We start from the raw sequence: 16,893 nt of genomic DNA, 5'->3' as shown, positions 1-16,893 counted from the left end.
CGCAATGGCGGAGGGAGACGCGGCTTGCTATATCTCGCCTTGAGGTGAGGACCCGCGATGACGCCCTATGACTTCAAATACCCCGATACGCGCCGCCGGCGGTTCCGCCCGATTCCGGTGCGGATGCTGGTGCCCAACGTCATCACGCTGCTGGCGATCTGCGCCGGCCTGACCTCGATCCGGCTGTCGATCGAAGGGCGGATGTCGCTCGCCGTCTACGCCATCGTGTTCGCGGCCGCCCTTGACGGCATCGACGGCCGCATCGCGCGCATGATCAAGGGGCAGTCCAAGTTCGGCGCCGAGCTCGACAGCCTCGCCGATTTCGTCAATTTCGGCGTCGCGCCCGGGCTGATGCTGTATTTCTGGCAGCTGCACGAGCTCGGCAATGCCGGCTGGATCGCCGCCATGGTGTTCGCGATTTCCGGCGGCCTGCGCCTGGCGCGCTTCAATGCCACCATGGACGATCCGAACAAGCCGGCCTTCGCTGCCAATTTCTTCACCGGCGTGCCGGCGCCGGCCGGCGCGATCACCGTGCTGCTGCCGATCTATGTTGCGTTCCTCGATCTCGGCCGCTGGCCCGCCGCCATGACGGCGGCCTATACGCTGCTGATCGCCTTCCTGATGGTGTCGCGCCTGCCGGTGTTCTCCGGCAAGACCAAGCGCATGCGCGTGCCGCCGGAGCTGGTGCTGCCGGCGTTCGTCGCGGTGATCGTCTTCATCGCACTGCTGATCGCCTATCCCTGGCACGTCCTCACGTCCGGCACCGTCCTGTACCTGCTCTGCCTGCCGCTCGGCTACAAATCCTATCGCGACCAGGCCCGCGCGATGGAAGCCTCCGCGCCGTCGGGAGGCGAGGTCACCTCACCGCCGTCGGCGCCGACCCTGGCGAATTTGTCGGAGCCGCCCAACGACGACGACGACCGGCCCGGACGGCTGCACTGAGCGGCCACGCGCGGATATCTGCCATGAGGCCCCCCGAGTTGGGTTGAGACCTGATCTCGGCTATATCGCCCTGTGCCGGCGGCGTCGCGCCAACAGCGACCGCCAATCTGGGAGAGAACGCCGTGACTGATAAAGCGACCGGGCCGCTGCCCGCTTCCGTCCTCGAAGCGCTGGGCCGCTACGACACGCCGACGATCTGCAATGCCATGGAGATCGTGGCGCCCGAGCGCCGGCTGATCGGCTACACCACCAAACAACTGGTCTGCCCGTTCCCCGACCTGCCGCCGATCGTCGGCTATGCCCGCACGGTCGCGATCCGCTCGGTGCTGAAATCCTCGCTTCCGGCCGAAGAGCAGTCCAGGCGCCGCATCGAGTATTACGAATATGTCGGCACCGGCCATGGTCCGCGCATCTCGGTGATCCAGGACATCGACGGTCCCGACGTCGGCTACGGCGCGTTCTGGGGCGAGGTGCAGAGCAACGTGCACAAGGCGCTCGGTTGCCTCGGCGTCATCACCGACGGCTCGATCCGCGACATCCCGCAATGGGCGTCGGGCTTCCAGGCACTGGCCGGCTCGATCGGCCCGTCGCATGCCTGGGTGCATGCGGAAAGCTTTGGCGGCGAGGTTCGCGTTGCCGGCATGACCGTGAAGTCTGACGATCTGATCCACGCCGACCAGCATGGCGCCATCGTGATCCCGCTCGACATCGCCGCCAAGCTGCCGGAGGCCGCCGAACTCTGCGGCCGCCGCGAGACGCCGATCCTGGAGATCGCCCGCAGTCCCGACTTCTCGCTTGAGAAGCTGAAGGCCGCGCTGAAGCGCTCGGCGGAAATTCACTGAGGGGTGATGGGGCGGCCTAAGGCTGCGACACCGGCCGTGGGCCGCCCTGTTCCGTCAGAAACAGGGCGGCCTGATCCGGCTCGCCGAACACTGCAGCGGCGCACCCGATCAGGGTGAAGCCACCGGCAAGGTCCCAAAGGGTGATGTCTTCCGCATTGTCCGGAAGGTGAATCAGGCGCGCTGCGATCACCGCGAAGGCGGCCTCGGCAAAGAGCACGAGGCTGAAGGCGGGCAGAACGAGTTCCGGCTCGAGCAGGTGGAGCGCCAACACCGCAGGCAGCGCGGTGAGAAGACTGAACAGCGTCAACATTGCAAAACGGCTCCCGCGATGGAGCATGCTGCAGGGCCGTAGAATAGCACTCATCCCTCGTGCCGCCCCCGTGGCGCAGGGCCGCAGCCGGAGGACGCACGATGAAGATGAATGGCAAGACGATCCTGGTAACCGGCTCGACCGACGGCGTCGGCCGCTACGTTGCGCGCCGACTGGCCGAAGACGGTGCAAGGGTCTTGATCCATGGCCGCGATGCGGCGCGTGCGAAGGTGTTGAGCGACGAGATCGCGAAGGCCGGCGGTGCCGCGCCGACCTTCTACCAGGCCGATCTGTCGTCGATGTCGGGTACGCGTGCGCTCGCCGAAGCGGTCATCCGCGATCACCAGCGTCTCGACGTCTTCGTCAGCAACGCCGGCATCGGTTCGCAGAACGACGGCCCGCAGCGGCAAGTTAGCGCCGACGGTCACGAGCTGCGCTTTGCCGTGAACTATCTCTCGGGTTTCCTGCTGGCCCATCTGTTGCTGCCGCTGCTCAAGGCTGCGGCGCCGTCGCGGATCGTCAACGTCGCCTCCCTCGGTCAGCATCCGATCGACTTCGACGACGTCATGATCACGCAGGGCTACAGCGGCTCGCGTGCCTATGCACAGAGCAAGCTCTCCCAGATCATGTTCACCATCGATTTCGCGGACGAACTGAGAGGGGCCGGTATCACGGTCAACTCGCTGCATCCTGCGACCTACATGAACACCACGATGGTGCGTGCCGGCGGCGTCACGCCGATCTCGACGGTGGAGCAGGGCGGCGCGGCGATCCTGCGCCTCGTCGAGGGCGATGATGTCGCAGGCAAGAGCGTGCTGTTCTTCAACGGCATGAACGAGGCACGTGCCAATCCGCAGGCCTACGATGCAGTTGCCCGCAAGCGCCTGCGCGAACTGAGCCTGAAGCTGACGGGCCTGGCACGCTAGCGCGCCGCAATCATGGTTAGCAAAGTGTTGAAATTCGTGTCGGCCATCTGCAAAGCCGGCCTCATCCCGATGCGCTGCGCCGGTCTGGCGTGCCGGCTCAACTTAACCTTTACGCGGCTTTAAGGGCGGCACTCTAGGGTTTCCGATGCGGTTCGGGGTTGGGCCGCGCCAGCGGCCAGGACGGCCGTTGTTGCGTACGCGTTGGAGTATCCCATGGATATCATGACGAGCGTCGGGCTCATTGCGGGCATCATCGTCATCACGATGATGATCTTCATGGGCGGCGACCTTCACATGTTCATCTCCGAACATGCCATGATCATCATCTTCGGCGGCTCGATCTCCGCCACCATGATCCGCTTTCCGCTCTCGGCACTCCTGCACGGCCTTCCGCTCGGCGCCAAGTTCGCCTTCACCATGAGCCGCCTGTCGGCACACGACCTCGTCGACGAGCTCGCCCGCATCGCCGAGATCGCCCGCAAGCAGGGCCCGGTGGGTCTGGAAAAGGTCGAGACCGACGAGCCCTTCCTCGCCAAGGGCATCCGCTACGTCGCCGACGGCTACGACCTCGACTTCATCCGCGACAATCTCGAGCGTGACCGCGACAACTTCCTCATGCACCTCGACGAGGGTAGCAAGATCTATCGCGCCATCGGCGATTGCGCTCCGGCCTTCGGCATGATCGGCACCCTGATCGGCATGGTGCAGATGTTCGCCAACATGACCGACCCTTCCAAGCTCGGCCCGTTCATGGCGACCGCACTGCTCGCCACGCTCTACGGCGCGCTGGTCGCGAACCTGTTCTGTCTGCCGATCGCCGACAAGCTGCACGGCAAGCTGCTGGACGAGGAGACCAACCGCACGCTGATCATCGACGGCATCCTGATGATCCGCGACTCCAAGAGCCCGACCCTGGTGCGCGAAATGCTGCTGGCCTACCTGCCGGAGAAGCATCGCAACGCCGAGGGCGAGCCGGTGCCGGCGTAAGCACGCCCGCCGGGATTTGAGACATGGCCAAGAAGAAACGCGGCGATGCCCATGGAGGCGGTCACGGCTGGTTCGTGACCTTCGCCGACCTCATGGGCCTGATGATGAGCTTCTTCGTGATGCTCGTGGCGTTCTCGACGCAGGACGCCAACAAGCTGAAGATCGTCGCGGGATCGATGCGCGACGCCTTCGGCGTGCAGAGCGAGGCGCGGTATGCCGGCATCGTCGAGTCCGACGGTTTGCCGACCCGCCCGCGGCTGAAGAACGTCGACCATATCCAGCCCGAGGATGCCTCCAACACGCCGACGCCGGACCAGGAGGATCGCGACCGCACGTCGGGCGCGAAGATCAAGGTCGACCGCAATTTCGCGCTCGCCGCAGCCTCGCTGCGCCAGGCGTTGCAGGACATGCCGGAGCTGACCGAGATGTCCAAGCACATCATGTTCGAGGAGACCAAGCAGGGTCTCAATCTGGAGATCGTCGACCAGGACGGCCGCTCGATGTTCGCCGACGGCTCCAAGGTGCCCTATGATCGCACCCGCCGCCTGGTCGAGAAGCTCGCGATCCCGCTCAAGGCCACGCCGCTGCGCGTCTCCATCGCCGGCCACACTGCGGCCGGCTTCGTGCCGACCCGCAGCGACTACGGCGCCTTCGATCTGTCGGCCGACCGTGCCAATGCCGTGCGCCAGATCCTCGAACGCGAGGGCCTGCCGCCGTCGCACATCTTCGCCGTCTCCGGCAAGGCGGACACCCAGCCGCTGTTTCCGGATGATCCTTCGCTCGCGGCCAACCGGCGGGTGACCATCACCCTGATGCGCGAAGATCCGCCGCTGCCGCCGAATCTCAAGCCCTAACCCTCTTGCGCTACCATCTTACCTGAGGCATGTCGTCGCGCTGGCGATGAGCGTGGCTGCGGCGTCACAGCATCCAGCTCGGCGCCTGCTATGGTGGTGCGCCGATTGACAGGCGCGCAGGAAGCGTCAAAAGGCGCCGGATCAATTCCAGGGAAGAAGCGTTTTCCACCCTCATGACGGCGAGCATCACACAGGCCGAGACCCAGGACGGGCCGGTCACCTCGGGCTTTTGGTCCCTTACGCTCGGGAGCATCGGCGTCGTCTTCGGCGATATCGGCACTTCGCCGCTCTACGCATTCCACGAGGCTGTCAAGGGCGCGGCCCATGGCGAGCCGGTCTCGCGGGTCATGGTGCTCGGCGTGCTGTCGCTGATTCTGTGGGCGCTGCTGATCGTCGTCACCGCCAAATACGTCCTGCTGCTGCTGCGCGCCGACAACAACGGGGAGGGCGGCACGCTCTCGCTGATGGCGCTCGGCCAGCGCGCGCTCGGGCGGCGGAGCTGGTTCCTGCTCGCACTCGGCGTGGTCGGTGCCTCCATGTTCATCGGCGATTCCATGATCACGCCGGCGATCTCGGTGCTATCGGCGGTCGAAGGCCTGAAGCTCGCAACCCCCGCGCTCGAGCATTACGTCGTGCCGCTGACCGTCTTCATCCTGGCGCTGCTGTTCGCGGTCCAGAGCAAGGGGACGGCGCTGGTGGCCTCGGCCTTCGGGCCGGTGATGGTGATCTGGTTCACCGTCATCGCCGTGATGGGAGCCGTCCACATCGCCGACGATCCGTCCGTAATGGCGGCGATCAATCCCTATTACGCCGTGCAGTTCGTGCTGTCGCACGGCACGATTGGTCTTGTTACCCTCGGCGCCGTCTTCCTGGCGGTGACCGGGGGCGAGGCGCTTTATGCCGATCTCGGCCATTTCGGCCGCAAGCCGATCCAGTCGGCCTGGATGTTCTTCGTGCTGCCCGCGCTCTTGATCAACTATTTCGGGCAGGGCGCGCTGGTGCTGTCCGATCCCAGCGCGATCGAGCACTCGTTCTATCGCATGGTGCCCGAGAGCCTGGTGCTGCCGCTGGTCGGGCTTGCGACCGCCGCGACCGTGATCGCCAGCCAGGCGGTGATCACCGGCGCCTATTCGCTGGTCTATCAGGCGGTGCAGCTCGGCCTCTTGCCGCGCTTCGAGGTCCGCTACACGTCCGAGACTCACGCCGGGCAGATCTACCTGCCGCGGGTGAACCGGCTGCTGCTGATCGGCGTGATGCTGCTGGTGCTGTTGTTCCACACCCCCAGCAATCTGGCCTCGGCCTACGGCATCGCGGTCTCCACCACCATGGTCGCCGACGGCATCATGGGCTTCATCGTGATCTGGAAATTGTGGAACTGGCGCGCTGCCACGGCTGCGGCCGTGATCATGCCCTTCGTCGTCGTCGATCTGAGCTTCTTCAGCGCCAATCTCTTGAAGCTGCTTGAGGGCGCCTGGGTGCCGCTGCTGTTCGGCGTGGCCATGGCGGGAACGATCTGGACCTGGCGGAAGGGCTCCGGAATCCTGATCCAGAAGACGCGCCGGATCGAGGTGCCGCTGGACGATCTGATCCGCAGCCTGGAGAAGCGGCCCCCGCACATCGTCAAGGGCACCGCGGTGTTCCTAACCAGCGATCCCTCCTTTGTGCCGACCGCGCTGCTGCACAATCTCAAGCACAACAAGGTGCTGCATGAGCACAACGTGATCCTGACCATCGAGACCGCGCATACGCCCCGGGTCGACCTGGCGGAACGTTTCCGCATGGAGAAGATCAGCGAGAAGTTTTCGAAAGTCCGCCTGCGCTTCGGCTACATGGAGCAGCCGAACGTGCCCAAGGCGCTCGCGATCGCGCGCAAGCAGGGCTGGCAGTTCGACATCATGTCGACGTCGTTCTTCGTGTCCCGGAGGTCGCTGAAGGCTTCGGCGCAGTCGGGCATGCCGCTGTGGCAGGACCATTTGTTCATTGCGCTCAGCCGGTCCGCCAACGACGCCACGGATTACTTCCAGATCCCCACGGGACGGGTGGTTGAAGTCGGAACCCAAGTCACCATCTAGAACCCATCTGCCTTAGCCATGCGAATCTGCATGGCTAAGCCCCGAAATCGGGCTAGGCTATGCCGGCAGCGCAGGACTATAAGCCGCGCGCTCTTCCGCCGTTGTGCAGTGAAGCATTTTAGAGGCCACTGGGCTCTCCCATGACAAGCGATGTAGTGATTTCCGCCCCGGAAACGGCGGCGGCCAATGGGCATGGCGAGGCCCATACCACCGCCGGTTTCGGTGCGCTGACCCTCGGCAGCATCGGTGTCGTCTACGGCGATATCGGCACCAGCCCGCTCTACGCGTTCCGCGAGGCGGTGATGGCGGCCTCTGGCGCAGAGGGGCTGCCGACGCCGGCGGCGGTGCTCGGCGTGGTCTCGCTGATCCTGTGGGCACTCATCGTCGTGGTGACGCTCAAATACGTCGTGATCCTGCTCCGGGCCGACAACAATGGCGAGGGCGGCACGCTGGCGCTGATGGCGCTGGCCCAGCGCGCGGTCGGCACCGGCGGGGCGACCGTCGTCCTGCTCGGCATCATTTCCGGCGCGCTGTTCTACGGCGATGCCGTGATCACGCCTGCGCTGTCGGTGCTGTCGGCGATCGAGGGCATGAAGGACGTCACGTTGCGGTTCGAGCCCTATATCGTGCCGCTGACCGTGGTGATCCTGGTCTGCCTGTTCGCCGTGCAGTCGCGCGGAACCGCCCGCGTCGCCGCCTTCTTCGGCCCGATCATGTGCGTCTGGTTTGCGGTCCTCGCGGCGGCGGCGATCCATCCGATCATCCAGCAGCCGCAAGTGCTGTATGCGCTGAACCCGCTCTATGCGGTCTCTTTCATGTTCCATCACGGCATCATCGGCTTCGTCACGCTGGGCGCGGTGTTCCTCGCGGTCACCGGGGCCGAGGCGCTCTATGCCGATCTCGGCCATTTCGGCAAGCGGCCGATCCAGACCGCGTGGCTGTTCATCGTGCTGCCGTCGCTGGCGCTGAACTATCTCGGGCAGGGCGCGCTCGTGCTCGGCGATCCCGGCGCGATCGTCAGCCCCTTCTTCCAGCTCTTCCCGCAAGGCTTTTTCCGCGGCTGCATGGTCGTGCTTGCCACCATGGCTACCGTCATCGCCAGCCAGGCGGTCATTACCGGCGCCTATTCGCTGACGCGCCAGGCGATCCAGCTCGGCCTGCTGCCGCGCTTCGAAATTCGCCATACGTCGGAAGCCCATTCCGGCCAGATCTTCATCCCGCGCATCAACCAGCTGCTGCTGGTCGCGGTGGTGCTGCTGGTGCTTTTGTTCCGCTCCTCCAGTGCGCTCGCGTCCGCCTACGGCATCTCCGTCACCGGGACCATGGTGGTCACGGCGATGATGGGCTTCGTCGTGATCTGGAAGGTCTGGCGCTGGTCGCCGCTCGCGGCCGGGGCGCTGATTGCGCCATTCCTGTTCCTCGACCTCACATTCCTGGCCGCCAACCTGCTCAAGGTGTTCGAGGGCGGCTGGGTGCCGCTGGCGCTCGGCGCGGTCATGATCATCCTGATGTACACGTGGCGGCGCGGCAGCCGGCTGCTGTTCGAAAAGTCGCGCAAGCTCGAGTTCCCGCTCGCCGATCTGGTGGCGATGCTGGAGAAGCGGCCGCCGCAGCGGGTGCCCGGCACGGCCGTGTTCCTGACCTCGGACCCGCTCAGCGCGCCGACCGCGCTGATGCATAGTCTGAAGCACTACAAAGTTCTCCACGAGAAGAATGTCATTCTCACCATCGAGACGGCGCAGACCCCACGGATCGATCCGGCCGAGCGCGTCAAGCTGGAGCAGATCAGCCCGACCTTCTCCAAGGTGACGCTGAAGTTCGGCTTCATGGAATCGCCCAACGTGCCGAAGGCGCTGGCGATCGCCCGCAAGCTGGGCTGGCAGTTCGACATCATGTCGACCTCGTTCTTCCTGTCGCGCAGAGCGCTCAAGCCCGCCGTCCATTCCGGTATGCCGCGCTGGCAGGACCGGCTGTTTATCTCGCTCAGCCGCTCGGCCAACGATGCCACCGACTATTTCCAGATCCCCTCTGGCCGCGTGGTCGAGGTCGGAACGCAGGTGACGATCTAGGCGGCCAGCCAAACCCCCACTTCAAGTCGCTGCGATTTAGCTTTAACTCGCGCCGCGCGGCTCAAGCCTTTGTAGCGCTTGATTTTCGTGAGCCGAGAGGCGAGGTTGCCGCCGGCCGGGATAGGTCCGGCTGGCACGCGCGACGTTGGAGGATGATGTGGCAAACCAGGTGCAGGATCTGACCCCGGACGAGGTCTCCAAGGGTGTCGCGGAGGGCCGCTATCTCCTCGTCGACGTGCGCGAGCCGAACGAGGTCGAAGCCGAGGCCTATCCCTACGGCGTCGTGGTGCCGCTCTCGACCTTCGATCCCAAGGCGATCCCCGATCCCCAAGGCAAGGACGTCGTGTTCGCCTGCCGCTCGGGCAAACGCTCGGTGACGGCCTCGCTCGCGGCGCAGGCGGCGGGCCTGCCTTACGACAAGCATCTGGCCGGCGGCATGCTCGGCTGGAAGGCGGCGGGGCTTCCCAGCAAGGTCGGTGGCTGACCCCTCGATGACGTCCAAGAGCTCCTCGCTGAACAAGGTCTTCGCCGACCTTCCCGTTACCATCTTCGAGGCGATGTCGCAGGCCGCGCGCGACAATGCCGCCATCAATCTCGGCCAGGGCTTTCCCGACGATCCGGGTCCGGAGGACATCCGCCGCGCCGCGGCCGAGGCCTCGCTGAACGGCTACAACCAATACCCCTCGATGATGGGCCTGCCGGAGCTGCGCCATGCGATCGCGACCCATTACGGCCATTGGCACGGCCTCAAGCTCGATCCGATGAGCGAGGTGATGGTGACCTCCGGCGGTACCGAGGCGCTGACCTCCGCGATCCTCGCGGTGGTCCAGCCCGGCGACGAGGTGGTCTGCTTCCAGCCGGTCTATGATTCCTATCTGCCGATCATCCGCCAGGCCGGCGGCATTCCGCGCCTCGTGCGGCTGGAGCCGCCGCACTGGCGCTTGAATGAGGACATGCTGAAAAGCGTCTTCAATTCAAAGACCAAGGCGGTGCTGTTCAACAACCCCTTGAATCCTAGCGCGGTGGTTTTCCCGCGCGAGGATCTCGAACTCTTGGCGCGCTACTGCCAGGAGTTCGACGTCATCGCGATCTGTGACGAGGTCTGGGAGCACGTCACCTTCGACGAGCACAAGCACATCCCGCTGATCACGATTCCCGGCATGCGCGAGCGCACCATCAAGGTCGGCTCGGCCGGCAAGATCTTCTCGCTGACGGGCTGGAAGATCGGCTTCGTCTGCGCCGCGCCGCCGCTCCTGCGCGTCGCCGCCAAGGTGCACCAGTTCCTGACCTTCACCACGGCGCCGAACCTGCAGGCCGCCGTCGCCTACGGCCTCGGCAAGCCCGACGAATATTTCCTGTCGATGCGCAAGGACCTGATGCGGAGCAGGGACCGCCTGACCAAGGGGCTGGAGAGCCTCGGCTTCCCCGTGCTGAAGTCGCAAGGCACCTACTTCCTCACCGTCGACCTGTCGCCGCTCGGGCTCAACGAGAGCGACACCGAGTTCTGCTGGCGGATCGTGAAGGACTACAAGGTGGCGGCGATCCCGGTCTCGGCCTTCTACGAGCAGGACCCTGTGACCTCAGTGGTGCGCTTCTGCTTCGCCAAGAAGGACGAGACCCTCGACACCGCCCTGGAACGGCTGTCGGACGCGGTGCGCGGTCGCAAGAGGTAGAGATGACGAACGTCGGCCGCTGCGGATTTGGCCTTGGCCTTGCGATCGCCGCCGCGCTGAATTTGCTTTCCGCCCCTGTCAGGGCCGAGGAGCGGGTCGTCAATTTCTACAACTGGTCCAACTATATGGCGCCAGACGTCCTCGAGGCCTTCACCAAGGAGACCGGCATCAAGGTGGTCTACGACACCTTCGATGCCAACGAGACGCTGGAGACGCGCCTGATGGCCGGCAAGTCCGGCTACGACGTCGTGGTGCCCACGGCCTATTTCCTGCAGCGCCAGATCAAGGCCAACATCTTCCAGAAGCTCGACAAGGCGAAGCTGCCGAACCTGGAAAATGCCTGGCCGATGGTGACCAAGAACCTTGCGATTTACGATCCCGGCAACAACTACGCCGCCAACTATATGTGGGGCACGACGGGCATCGGCTACAACGTCGCCAAGGTGAAGCAGATCCTCGGGGCGGACGTCAAGATCGACAGCTGGGACATCGTCTTCAAGCCGGAGAACCTCGCCAAATTCAAGGATTGCGGCGTCCACATGCTCGACTCCGCCGACGACATCTTTCCGGCGGCGCTGAATTATCTCGGGCTCGATCCGAACTCGACCAAGCAGGCGGACCTCGAGAAGGCCGCCGATGTCGTTGCAAAAGTCCGCCCCTCCGTGCGCAAGTTTCACTCCTCCGAATACCTCAGCGCGCTCGCGACCGGCGAGATCTGCTTCGTGGTCGGCTGGTCCGGCGACATCATGCAGGCCCGCGCCCGCGCGGCGGAGGCCAAGAAAGACAACAGCAGTGGCATCGAGATCGGCTACGCCATCCCGAAGGAGGGGGCGCAGATGTTCTTCGACAATCTCGCGATCCCCGCGGACGCCAAGAACGTGAGGGAAGCCTACGAGCTGATCAACTATCTCTACCGTCCGGACGTCGCCGCCAAGAACTCAGACTTCCTGTCCTACGCGAGCGGCAACCTCGCCAGCCAGAAGCTGGTGGATCCAAAGATCCTTGGTGACAAGAACATCTATCCGGACGAGGCGACGCTTTCAAAACTGTTCGTCATCACGGCGCGCGAGCCCGCGACCCAGCGCATCATCAACCGGCTCTGGACCAAGGTGAAGACCGGGCGGTGAGGGGCATTCGTCGCTCCGCTCTTCGCAATGACGGCGTAACTACCGCCACCTGCGATGCAGCCAGAGCCACTGCTCGGGATGCTCGCGCACCCAGCTCTCCACCACGCTGGTGATCGCCTGGGTGGTGCCCTGGATGTCGATCTTGCCGTCGGCATCGCGCACCGGCTGGATCTCCTCGGTGATCTCGGCGGTGAAGCGGCCGCCCGGCAGGCGGATGATGCGGACGCCGTGGATCGGGCATTCGACCTGGCGCAGCAGGCGGGCCAGCATCGGGTTGGCGCGGGTCTTGCGGCCGAAGAAGGTGACCTCGACGCCGCCGGTCAGATACTGGTCGATCAGCATGGCGACATGCTTGCCGTCCTTCAGCGCCTGCGCGAGGCGCAGCGGCGCGTCCCGCCCGGCCGGGATCAACGTGCCCATGTTGACCTGGCGCATCTCCTGGATGATGCGGTCGGCAGAGGCAATGTTGGGCCGGCGGTAGAGGATCGCGGCATCGAGGCCATGCGAGACGGCGGCGAGCGCCGGCAATTCCCAATTGGCCAGATGCGCGGCGAAGATCAGCGCCGGCTTGCCGTCGTCGCGGATCTGGTCGAACAGCTCGATGCTGCGCGCCGGGAGTTCGATGCGGCTGTTTTCGGGATCGTCGCGCTCGTAATCCCAGACCTGATCCATATGGGCGAATTCGGCGCCGACGCGACCGAGATTGTCCCAGACGCCCATCAGGATCTGTTCGATCTCTTCGGGCGACTTCTCTGGAAACGCTGCGGTGAGGTTGGCGCGGCCGATGCGGTGCTCGCGCAGGCGCGGGCCGATCAGCTTCACCACGCGCGCGAAAAAGTCCGAGGTCTTGGCCGGATCGAAATAGCGCGTGGTGCGCAGCATGCCCACGGTAGCGGCGCCGATCAGGCTGCCGCCGATCGATTTCGCAGCCTCCCGCGCGCGGGCCTTCGTCCTCGCAGGAAGCAGCGCCATGCGTCCGGTCAGGCCGGTTCGCGGGTCAGGATCAGCGAGGCGTTCTGGCCGCCGAAGCCGAACGAGTTCGACATCACCGCGGTGACGCGGGCGTCGCGTGCCTTGTTGCCGACGACGTTGAACAGGATCGTGGGATCCGGCGTCTCGTAATTGATCGTCGGCGGGATGCGCTGATGCTCGAGCGTGAGCAGCGAGAAGATCGCCTCGACCGCGCCGGCCGCCGAGATGGTGTGGCCGACCATCGACTTGTTGGAGGTCACCGGAATCTTCTGCGCGAGCTCGCCGAACACGGCCGATGTCGTGTTGAACTCCATCTTGTCGTTCTCGGGCGTCGCCGTGCCGTGCGCGTTGATGTGGTCGATCTGGTCCGGCGTCATGCCGGCATCGGCCAGCGTCTTGTTCATGCAGCCGATGATCGGCTTGCCATCGGGCGAAGAGCGGGTGCGATGGAAGGAATCGGTGAGCTCGCCGCAGCCGGCGATCACGCCGAGGATCTTTGCGCCGCGCGCGGTGGCGGCCTCGTAGCTTTCCAGCACGAGCGCGCCTGCGCCTTCGGCCATGACGAAGCCGTCGCGGTTCTTGGAGAAGGGGCGGGAGGCCGCCTGCGGCGGATCGTTCTGGGTCGACAGCGCCGAGAGCAGCGAGAAGCGCACGAGGGCCTCGGGGTTCACGGTGCCGTCGGTCGCGACGCACAGCGCAGCATCGGTCTCGCCGCGGCGGATCGCCTCGACGCCGAGCTGGATCGAGGTGGCTCCGGACGCGCAGGCCGTCGACAGCGAGATCGGCGAGCCCTTGGTGCCAAAGGTCTCGGCGAGATGCGCGGCCACCGAGCCGAACATGAAGCGGTGATGATAGGCGCTGTACTTGCCGCCGCCGGAGATGCGCAAGAGATCGTCATAGTTGAAGTCGAGCGCACCGACGGCGCGGCCGAGCTCGCGGCGCTGCGGCCATTCGACTTCGACCGGCGCAACCGCGAGGAACAGGGGTCCCGGGAAATCGGCCTTGGCGCCGATGCCGGCCTGCTCGAGCGCTTCCTCCGTCACGAGCTCAGCCATCCGCTCGGACAGGGCGGTGGAGGAGAACGGATCGACGCTGACGAAATCGACGGTGCCGGCCATCGTGGTCTTCAGGCCGTCGACCGGAAAGCGCGTGATGGTGCGGATGCCGGATTCGCCGGCGACGAGCTTGGCCCAATTGTCGGCCTTGCCGGCACCGAGCGAGGTCATGATGCCCATGCCGGTGATGACGACGACGGGACGCCCGAGTTTGTCGCGTGGTGCAGTCATGTCGATCCCCCGATAGACCTAGAGCATGATCCGGAAAAGTGTGACGCGGTTTTCCGGAAAGATCATGCTCCAAACATTAACTCGCTAAAGCGCGACGCGCTTTAGCTAACTGCCTCGACCAGCGCCATGCCTTCGCCGCGCCAGTGTCCGGCCCCCACCACCACAATCTGGGTGGGCGCTCCCTGCATTTCAATCTCGGTGCCCGTCGAATCGTTCGGCGGGAACAGCGCGCCGCGCGAGATCGACAGCGCGGCGAGCGCGATGCCGAGCGGGAATTGCGTCTCCATCGTGTGGCCGAACATCGTGCCGGTCGAACGCACCGGGAAGTCGGCATGGCCCTTCAGGAAGCCGCGCTCTTCGCTTGTGGCGGGCTCTGCACCCGTCGCGCCCGAGATGATCGCGCCCTTGCCTTCGCGCTTGGGCAGCTTGGCCCACAGTTGCTCCAGCGTTGCGGTCATGTCGCCGGGCTGCTTGCGCCGGGCGAGGTCGGCGACGACGCTCGAAAGCCTTGCGAACGGCTTTGCGCCGCGCGCTTGCGCGTGCGCTTTCGACTCCAGCACCAGGAAGGCGCCGGCAGATCCCAGCGCGAAGCCGGCGTGGTCCTTGCGCGCCCAGACAGGAGCGAACTTGTCCTTGAGGTTGAAATCGCCGAATTCGTAGAGGACGAGCAAGTCCTTGCGCTCGCCATTGTGCGAGCCGCCGACCAGCGCGATGTCGCTCTCGCCCGAGGCGATGCGTGCAAGCGCGATGCGGGCGGCATCGGCGCCGGCGACCTCTTCGCCCATGAAGGTGCGCGAGGTGCCGCCAAGTCCGTGCACGATGGCGATGTTGCCGGCGAGCAGGTTGGAGAGCTGCGCCAGGAACAGCGTCGGCCTGAGATCGCTCATCAGCCGTTCGTTGAGGAAGCCGGGCGCGTTCGCCCCCTTGGCCTCGGCCGTCAAGACGCCGGTGTCGACGTTGAGATCGCGCTCGCCGCCGCCTGCTGCCACCACCATGTCGATCTTCGACAGGATGTCCTTGTTGCCCTTGATCCCGGCGGAATCGAGCGCAAGGCCGGCGGCATAGGTGCCGATGCGCTGCCAGGCTTCCATCTGGCGCTGGTCGCCCTTCTTCGGGATCTGGCTGTCGAAGCTAACAGGCGTCAAGGGATGCACGACGTAGGGCGCAAAGCCCTTCTCGTCGACATTGATGCGCTTCTCCTGAAGCGCGGCCCAGTTGGCGTCCAGGCCCTCGCCGAGCGAGGTCGCGAGTCCAATGCCGGTGATCCAGACTTCGGTCTGGCCGGGCTTCGAAGCAGTGTCAGTCATGGCGATACGGCCTGTTGCGGAAAGCCGACGCGCTCGGCGACTTTCGCCATGTAGCCGCGCATATCCGCATTGGGGAAGGGGATCAGCGTGAAGGTCAGCGCCGAATTCGCGCGCAGCTTGCCGCCGACCCTGATCTTGGCTTCGGTCATGGCATAGCCGGAGCCTTCATGGGTGAGGCTCGCCTCGATGCTCATGAGATCGCCGGGGAAGACCGAGCCGCGGACCTTGGCCTCCTTCACGGCGGCAAGGATCGGCATGCGCTCGAACTTGAACACGCCGAGCTGAAGCCAGCCCGAGGCCTGCGCCATCGATTCGATCAGGAGCACGCCGGGCATCAAGGGGTAACCCGGGAAGTGCCCCTCGAAGATGGTGCTCTCCTGCGGGACCTGCGCTTCGACGACGATCGTCTTCTCGTCGACCTTGAGGTCGACGATGCGATCGATCATGTGGAAGTATTCGAGTTGCATGACCGCGCGCTTAGGCGCTCGCGCCCTTGGCCGCAACCAGTTCGTCGATGCGGGCGCACAGATTCTTCAGCACGAAATACTGCTCGGTGGTCGCCTTGCCGTCGTTGACCTCCTGGGTCCACTTTTCCAGCGGGAGCTTGATGCCGAACTGCTTGTCGATCGCAAACGCGATATCAAGGAAATCGAGGCTGTCGATGCCGAGATCGTCAATGGCATGACTATCCGGCGTGATCGTGTCGCGCGGGATGTCGCAGGTTTCAGCGATGATCGTGGCGACCTGATCGAATGTGGAAGACATCACTAAGCCTTTGATATATTGCTGATATTTGTCAGATTGTCCAGAGTGGCACGGTGGGTGGGCATCGCGCCCCTTATGACGCCCTCAAACCCCCCTCTGGCCGGGTCGAAAGCCCGTATATCGGAGCGCCGCCCTGAGTTCAATGGAGCCGGGCAGGCGGCGCGACAGGGCTGGGGATGCCCCGGCTGAAGTCCCCTGCTCGCCGAGGCCGGGGCGAGACGGGCCTAGATGTGCGGCGTCGTGATCTTGACGCAGTCGCGACGGCCCATCAGCACGCAATCCTGGGTCCGGCGGAGGTCGGCGATGCTCACCGCGAGCCAAATTCCGATTGCGGTCAGCGCGATGGTGAAGGCCAGCGCCGCGATGTTGGCGAGCATACGATGGCGGAAATCGTCCGGCTCGGCGCGGGGCTTCTCGTAGCGCGACAGGTCGAGCGGTTCGGGGGCGACTCGCAACGGCTGCACGGTGCCGCTACCTCGGTGGACCGTCGGGGAAGGCGAGGTGCGCGGCCTGAACTGGAGCACCCGGTGCTCGTCGTCAGAGCTTATGGGCCGCTGGGTAGTCATGGGGCGGGGATCACTCCGAAGCAGCGATTTTAGATAGCACACGTGATGAACGTGTTGCAGAAAATCTTCGCAATGCCCGCGTGCATTTGTACGCTCGCACTATTTGTACATGGAGTGTGGGAAGCGACCGCGGAACCGGCCGTCGTGTCGGCGGCAGGGATGCAAGGGTTGCGTTGCAACACGGAGGTAGCAAGG

At 65.0% G+C, this 16,893-nt stretch carries 17 protein-coding genes; 10 read left to right on the top strand and 7 right to left on the bottom strand.

The window, feature by feature from the left end; translation table 11 throughout:
* The first annotated feature begins 57 nt into the window (after positions 1 to 57).
* Positions 58 to 942, top strand: coding sequence for a CDP-alcohol phosphatidyltransferase family protein (locus CV770_RS05960; RefSeq protein WP_104461644.1), 885 nt, complete (start codon positions 58 to 60; stop codon positions 940 to 942).
* Positions 943 to 1,064: 122 nt separating this feature from the next.
* Complete coding sequence (locus tag CV770_RS05955; RefSeq protein WP_104461643.1) at positions 1,065 to 1,784, top strand: RraA family protein; 720 nt, start codon at positions 1,065 to 1,067, stop codon at positions 1,782 to 1,784.
* A 16-nt stretch (positions 1,785 to 1,800) separates the two neighbouring features.
* On the opposite strand, the gene CV770_RS05950 is transcribed toward CV770_RS05955, so the two are convergent.
* On the bottom strand, positions 1,801 to 2,094 hold the full coding sequence (locus CV770_RS05950; RefSeq protein ID WP_018320938.1) for a hypothetical protein: 294 nt from the start codon (positions 2,092 to 2,094) through the stop codon (positions 1,801 to 1,803).
* Positions 2,095 to 2,195: 101 nt separating this feature from the next.
* Between CV770_RS05950 and CV770_RS05945 the strand changes: the two genes are divergently transcribed.
* The 8 genes from CV770_RS05945 to CV770_RS05910 all read left to right on the top strand — a co-directional run bounded on the left by CV770_RS05945 (position 2,196) and on the right by CV770_RS05910 (position 11,802).
* Entirely contained in the window at positions 2,196 to 3,020 is an 825-nt protein-coding gene (locus CV770_RS05945; protein ID WP_104461642.1) for an SDR family NAD(P)-dependent oxidoreductase, read from the top strand.
* A gap of 213 nt (positions 3,021 to 3,233) precedes the next feature.
* Complete coding sequence (locus CV770_RS05940) at positions 3,234 to 4,007, top strand: motility protein A (RefSeq protein WP_091954071.1); 774 nt, start codon at positions 3,234 to 3,236, stop codon at positions 4,005 to 4,007.
* A 23-nt stretch (positions 4,008 to 4,030) separates the two neighbouring features.
* Positions 4,031 to 4,861: an OmpA/MotB family protein gene (locus CV770_RS05935; RefSeq protein ID WP_018320942.1), complete on the top strand. Its 831-nt coding sequence runs from the start codon at positions 4,031 to 4,033 to the stop codon at positions 4,859 to 4,861.
* Positions 4,862 to 5,034: 173 nt separating this feature from the next.
* Positions 5,035 to 6,933 carry a potassium transporter Kup gene (locus CV770_RS05930; protein ID WP_165637159.1) on the top strand — a complete coding sequence of 633 codons (1,899 nt, stop codon included), beginning with the start codon at positions 5,035 to 5,037 and terminating at the stop codon, positions 6,931 to 6,933.
* Positions 6,934 to 7,073: 140 nt separating this feature from the next.
* Positions 7,074 to 9,002, top strand: a complete 1,929-nt coding sequence (locus CV770_RS05925) for a potassium transporter Kup (RefSeq protein WP_104461641.1) — start codon at positions 7,074 to 7,076, stop codon at positions 9,000 to 9,002.
* A 157-nt stretch (positions 9,003 to 9,159) separates the two neighbouring features.
* Positions 9,160 to 9,486: a rhodanese-like domain-containing protein gene (locus CV770_RS05920; RefSeq protein WP_026202463.1), complete on the top strand. Its 327-nt coding sequence runs from the start codon at positions 9,160 to 9,162 to the stop codon at positions 9,484 to 9,486.
* Positions 9,487 to 9,493: 7 nt separating this feature from the next.
* Positions 9,494 to 10,675 (top strand): aminotransferase, encoded by a 1,182-nt coding sequence (locus CV770_RS05915; protein ID WP_104461640.1) that lies wholly within the window; start codon positions 9,494 to 9,496, stop codon positions 10,673 to 10,675.
* Between the two features lie 2 nt (positions 10,676 to 10,677).
* Complete coding sequence (locus CV770_RS05910; protein ID WP_104461639.1) at positions 10,678 to 11,802, top strand: polyamine ABC transporter substrate-binding protein; 1,125 nt, start codon at positions 10,678 to 10,680, stop codon at positions 11,800 to 11,802.
* 39 nt (positions 11,803 to 11,841) lie between these two features.
* Here CV770_RS05910 and CV770_RS05905 read toward each other — a convergent pair whose 3' ends face one another.
* The 6 genes from CV770_RS05905 to CV770_RS05880 form a co-directional block, all read right to left on the bottom strand.
* Positions 11,842 to 12,774, bottom strand: coding sequence for a lipid A biosynthesis lauroyl acyltransferase (locus CV770_RS05905; protein ID WP_091954087.1), 933 nt, complete (start codon positions 12,772 to 12,774; stop codon positions 11,842 to 11,844).
* An 8-nt stretch (positions 12,775 to 12,782) separates the two neighbouring features.
* Positions 12,783 to 14,060 carry a beta-ketoacyl-ACP synthase gene (locus tag CV770_RS05900; RefSeq protein ID WP_104461638.1) on the bottom strand — a complete coding sequence of 426 codons (1,278 nt, stop codon included), beginning with the start codon at positions 14,058 to 14,060 and terminating at the stop codon, positions 12,783 to 12,785.
* Positions 14,061 to 14,161: 101 nt separating this feature from the next.
* A complete protein-coding gene (locus CV770_RS05895) occupies positions 14,162 to 15,367 on the bottom strand; it encodes a beta-ketoacyl-ACP synthase (protein ID WP_104461637.1) in 1,206 nt (401 codons plus the stop codon).
* Positions 15,364 to 15,834: a 3-hydroxyacyl-ACP dehydratase FabZ family protein gene (locus CV770_RS05890; RefSeq protein WP_091954096.1), complete on the bottom strand. Its 471-nt coding sequence runs from the start codon at positions 15,832 to 15,834 to the stop codon at positions 15,364 to 15,366. The genes CV770_RS05895 and CV770_RS05890 overlap by 4 nt, the downstream gene beginning before the upstream one ends.
* Positions 15,835 to 15,844: 10 nt before the next feature.
* Positions 15,845 to 16,132: an acyl carrier protein gene (locus CV770_RS05885; RefSeq protein WP_007592476.1), complete on the bottom strand. Its 288-nt coding sequence runs from the start codon at positions 16,130 to 16,132 to the stop codon at positions 15,845 to 15,847.
* Between the two features lie 224 nt (positions 16,133 to 16,356).
* Complete coding sequence (locus tag CV770_RS05880; protein WP_018320952.1) at positions 16,357 to 16,698, bottom strand: hypothetical protein; 342 nt, start codon at positions 16,696 to 16,698, stop codon at positions 16,357 to 16,359.
* Positions 16,699 to 16,893 lie beyond the last annotated feature (195 nt).

Source organism: Bradyrhizobium sp. AC87j1, from assembly GCF_002936975.1.
Classification (GTDB): domain Bacteria; phylum Pseudomonadota; class Alphaproteobacteria; order Rhizobiales; family Xanthobacteraceae; genus Bradyrhizobium; species Bradyrhizobium shewense.
This window is presented reverse-complemented; position numbering and strand designations above follow the sequence as displayed.

Coding starts and splice junctions, on each gene's coding strand:
- CV770_RS05960 (WP_104461644.1), top strand. CDS start 58: ATGACGCCCTATGACTTCAAATACCCCGATACGCGCCGCCGGCGGTTC.
- CV770_RS05950 (WP_018320938.1), bottom strand. CDS start 2,094: ATGTTGACGCTGTTCAGTCTTCTCACCGCGCTGCCTGCGGTGTTGGCG.
- CV770_RS05945 (WP_104461642.1), top strand. CDS start 2,196: ATGAAGATGAATGGCAAGACGATCCTGGTAACCGGCTCGACCGACGGC.
- CV770_RS05940 (WP_091954071.1), top strand. CDS start 3,234: ATGGATATCATGACGAGCGTCGGGCTCATTGCGGGCATCATCGTCATC.
- CV770_RS05935 (WP_018320942.1), top strand. CDS start 4,031: ATGGCCAAGAAGAAACGCGGCGATGCCCATGGAGGCGGTCACGGCTGG.
- CV770_RS05930 (WP_165637159.1), top strand. CDS start 5,035: ATGACGGCGAGCATCACACAGGCCGAGACCCAGGACGGGCCGGTCACC.
- CV770_RS05925 (WP_104461641.1), top strand. CDS start 7,074: ATGACAAGCGATGTAGTGATTTCCGCCCCGGAAACGGCGGCGGCCAAT.
- CV770_RS05915 (WP_104461640.1), top strand. CDS start 9,494: ATGACGTCCAAGAGCTCCTCGCTGAACAAGGTCTTCGCCGACCTTCCC.
- CV770_RS05910 (WP_104461639.1), top strand. CDS start 10,678: ATGACGAACGTCGGCCGCTGCGGATTTGGCCTTGGCCTTGCGATCGCC.
- CV770_RS05905 (WP_091954087.1), bottom strand. CDS start 12,774: ATGGCGCTGCTTCCTGCGAGGACGAAGGCCCGCGCGCGGGAGGCTGCG.
- CV770_RS05900 (WP_104461638.1), bottom strand. CDS start 14,060: ATGACTGCACCACGCGACAAACTCGGGCGTCCCGTCGTCGTCATCACC.
- CV770_RS05895 (WP_104461637.1), bottom strand. CDS start 15,367: ATGACTGACACTGCTTCGAAGCCCGGCCAGACCGAAGTCTGGATCACC.
- CV770_RS05890 (WP_091954096.1), bottom strand. CDS start 15,834: ATGCAACTCGAATACTTCCACATGATCGATCGCATCGTCGACCTCAAG.
- CV770_RS05885 (WP_007592476.1), bottom strand. CDS start 16,132: ATGTCTTCCACATTCGATCAGGTCGCCACGATCATCGCTGAAACCTGC.
- CV770_RS05880 (WP_018320952.1), bottom strand. CDS start 16,698: ATGACTACCCAGCGGCCCATAAGCTCTGACGACGAGCACCGGGTGCTC.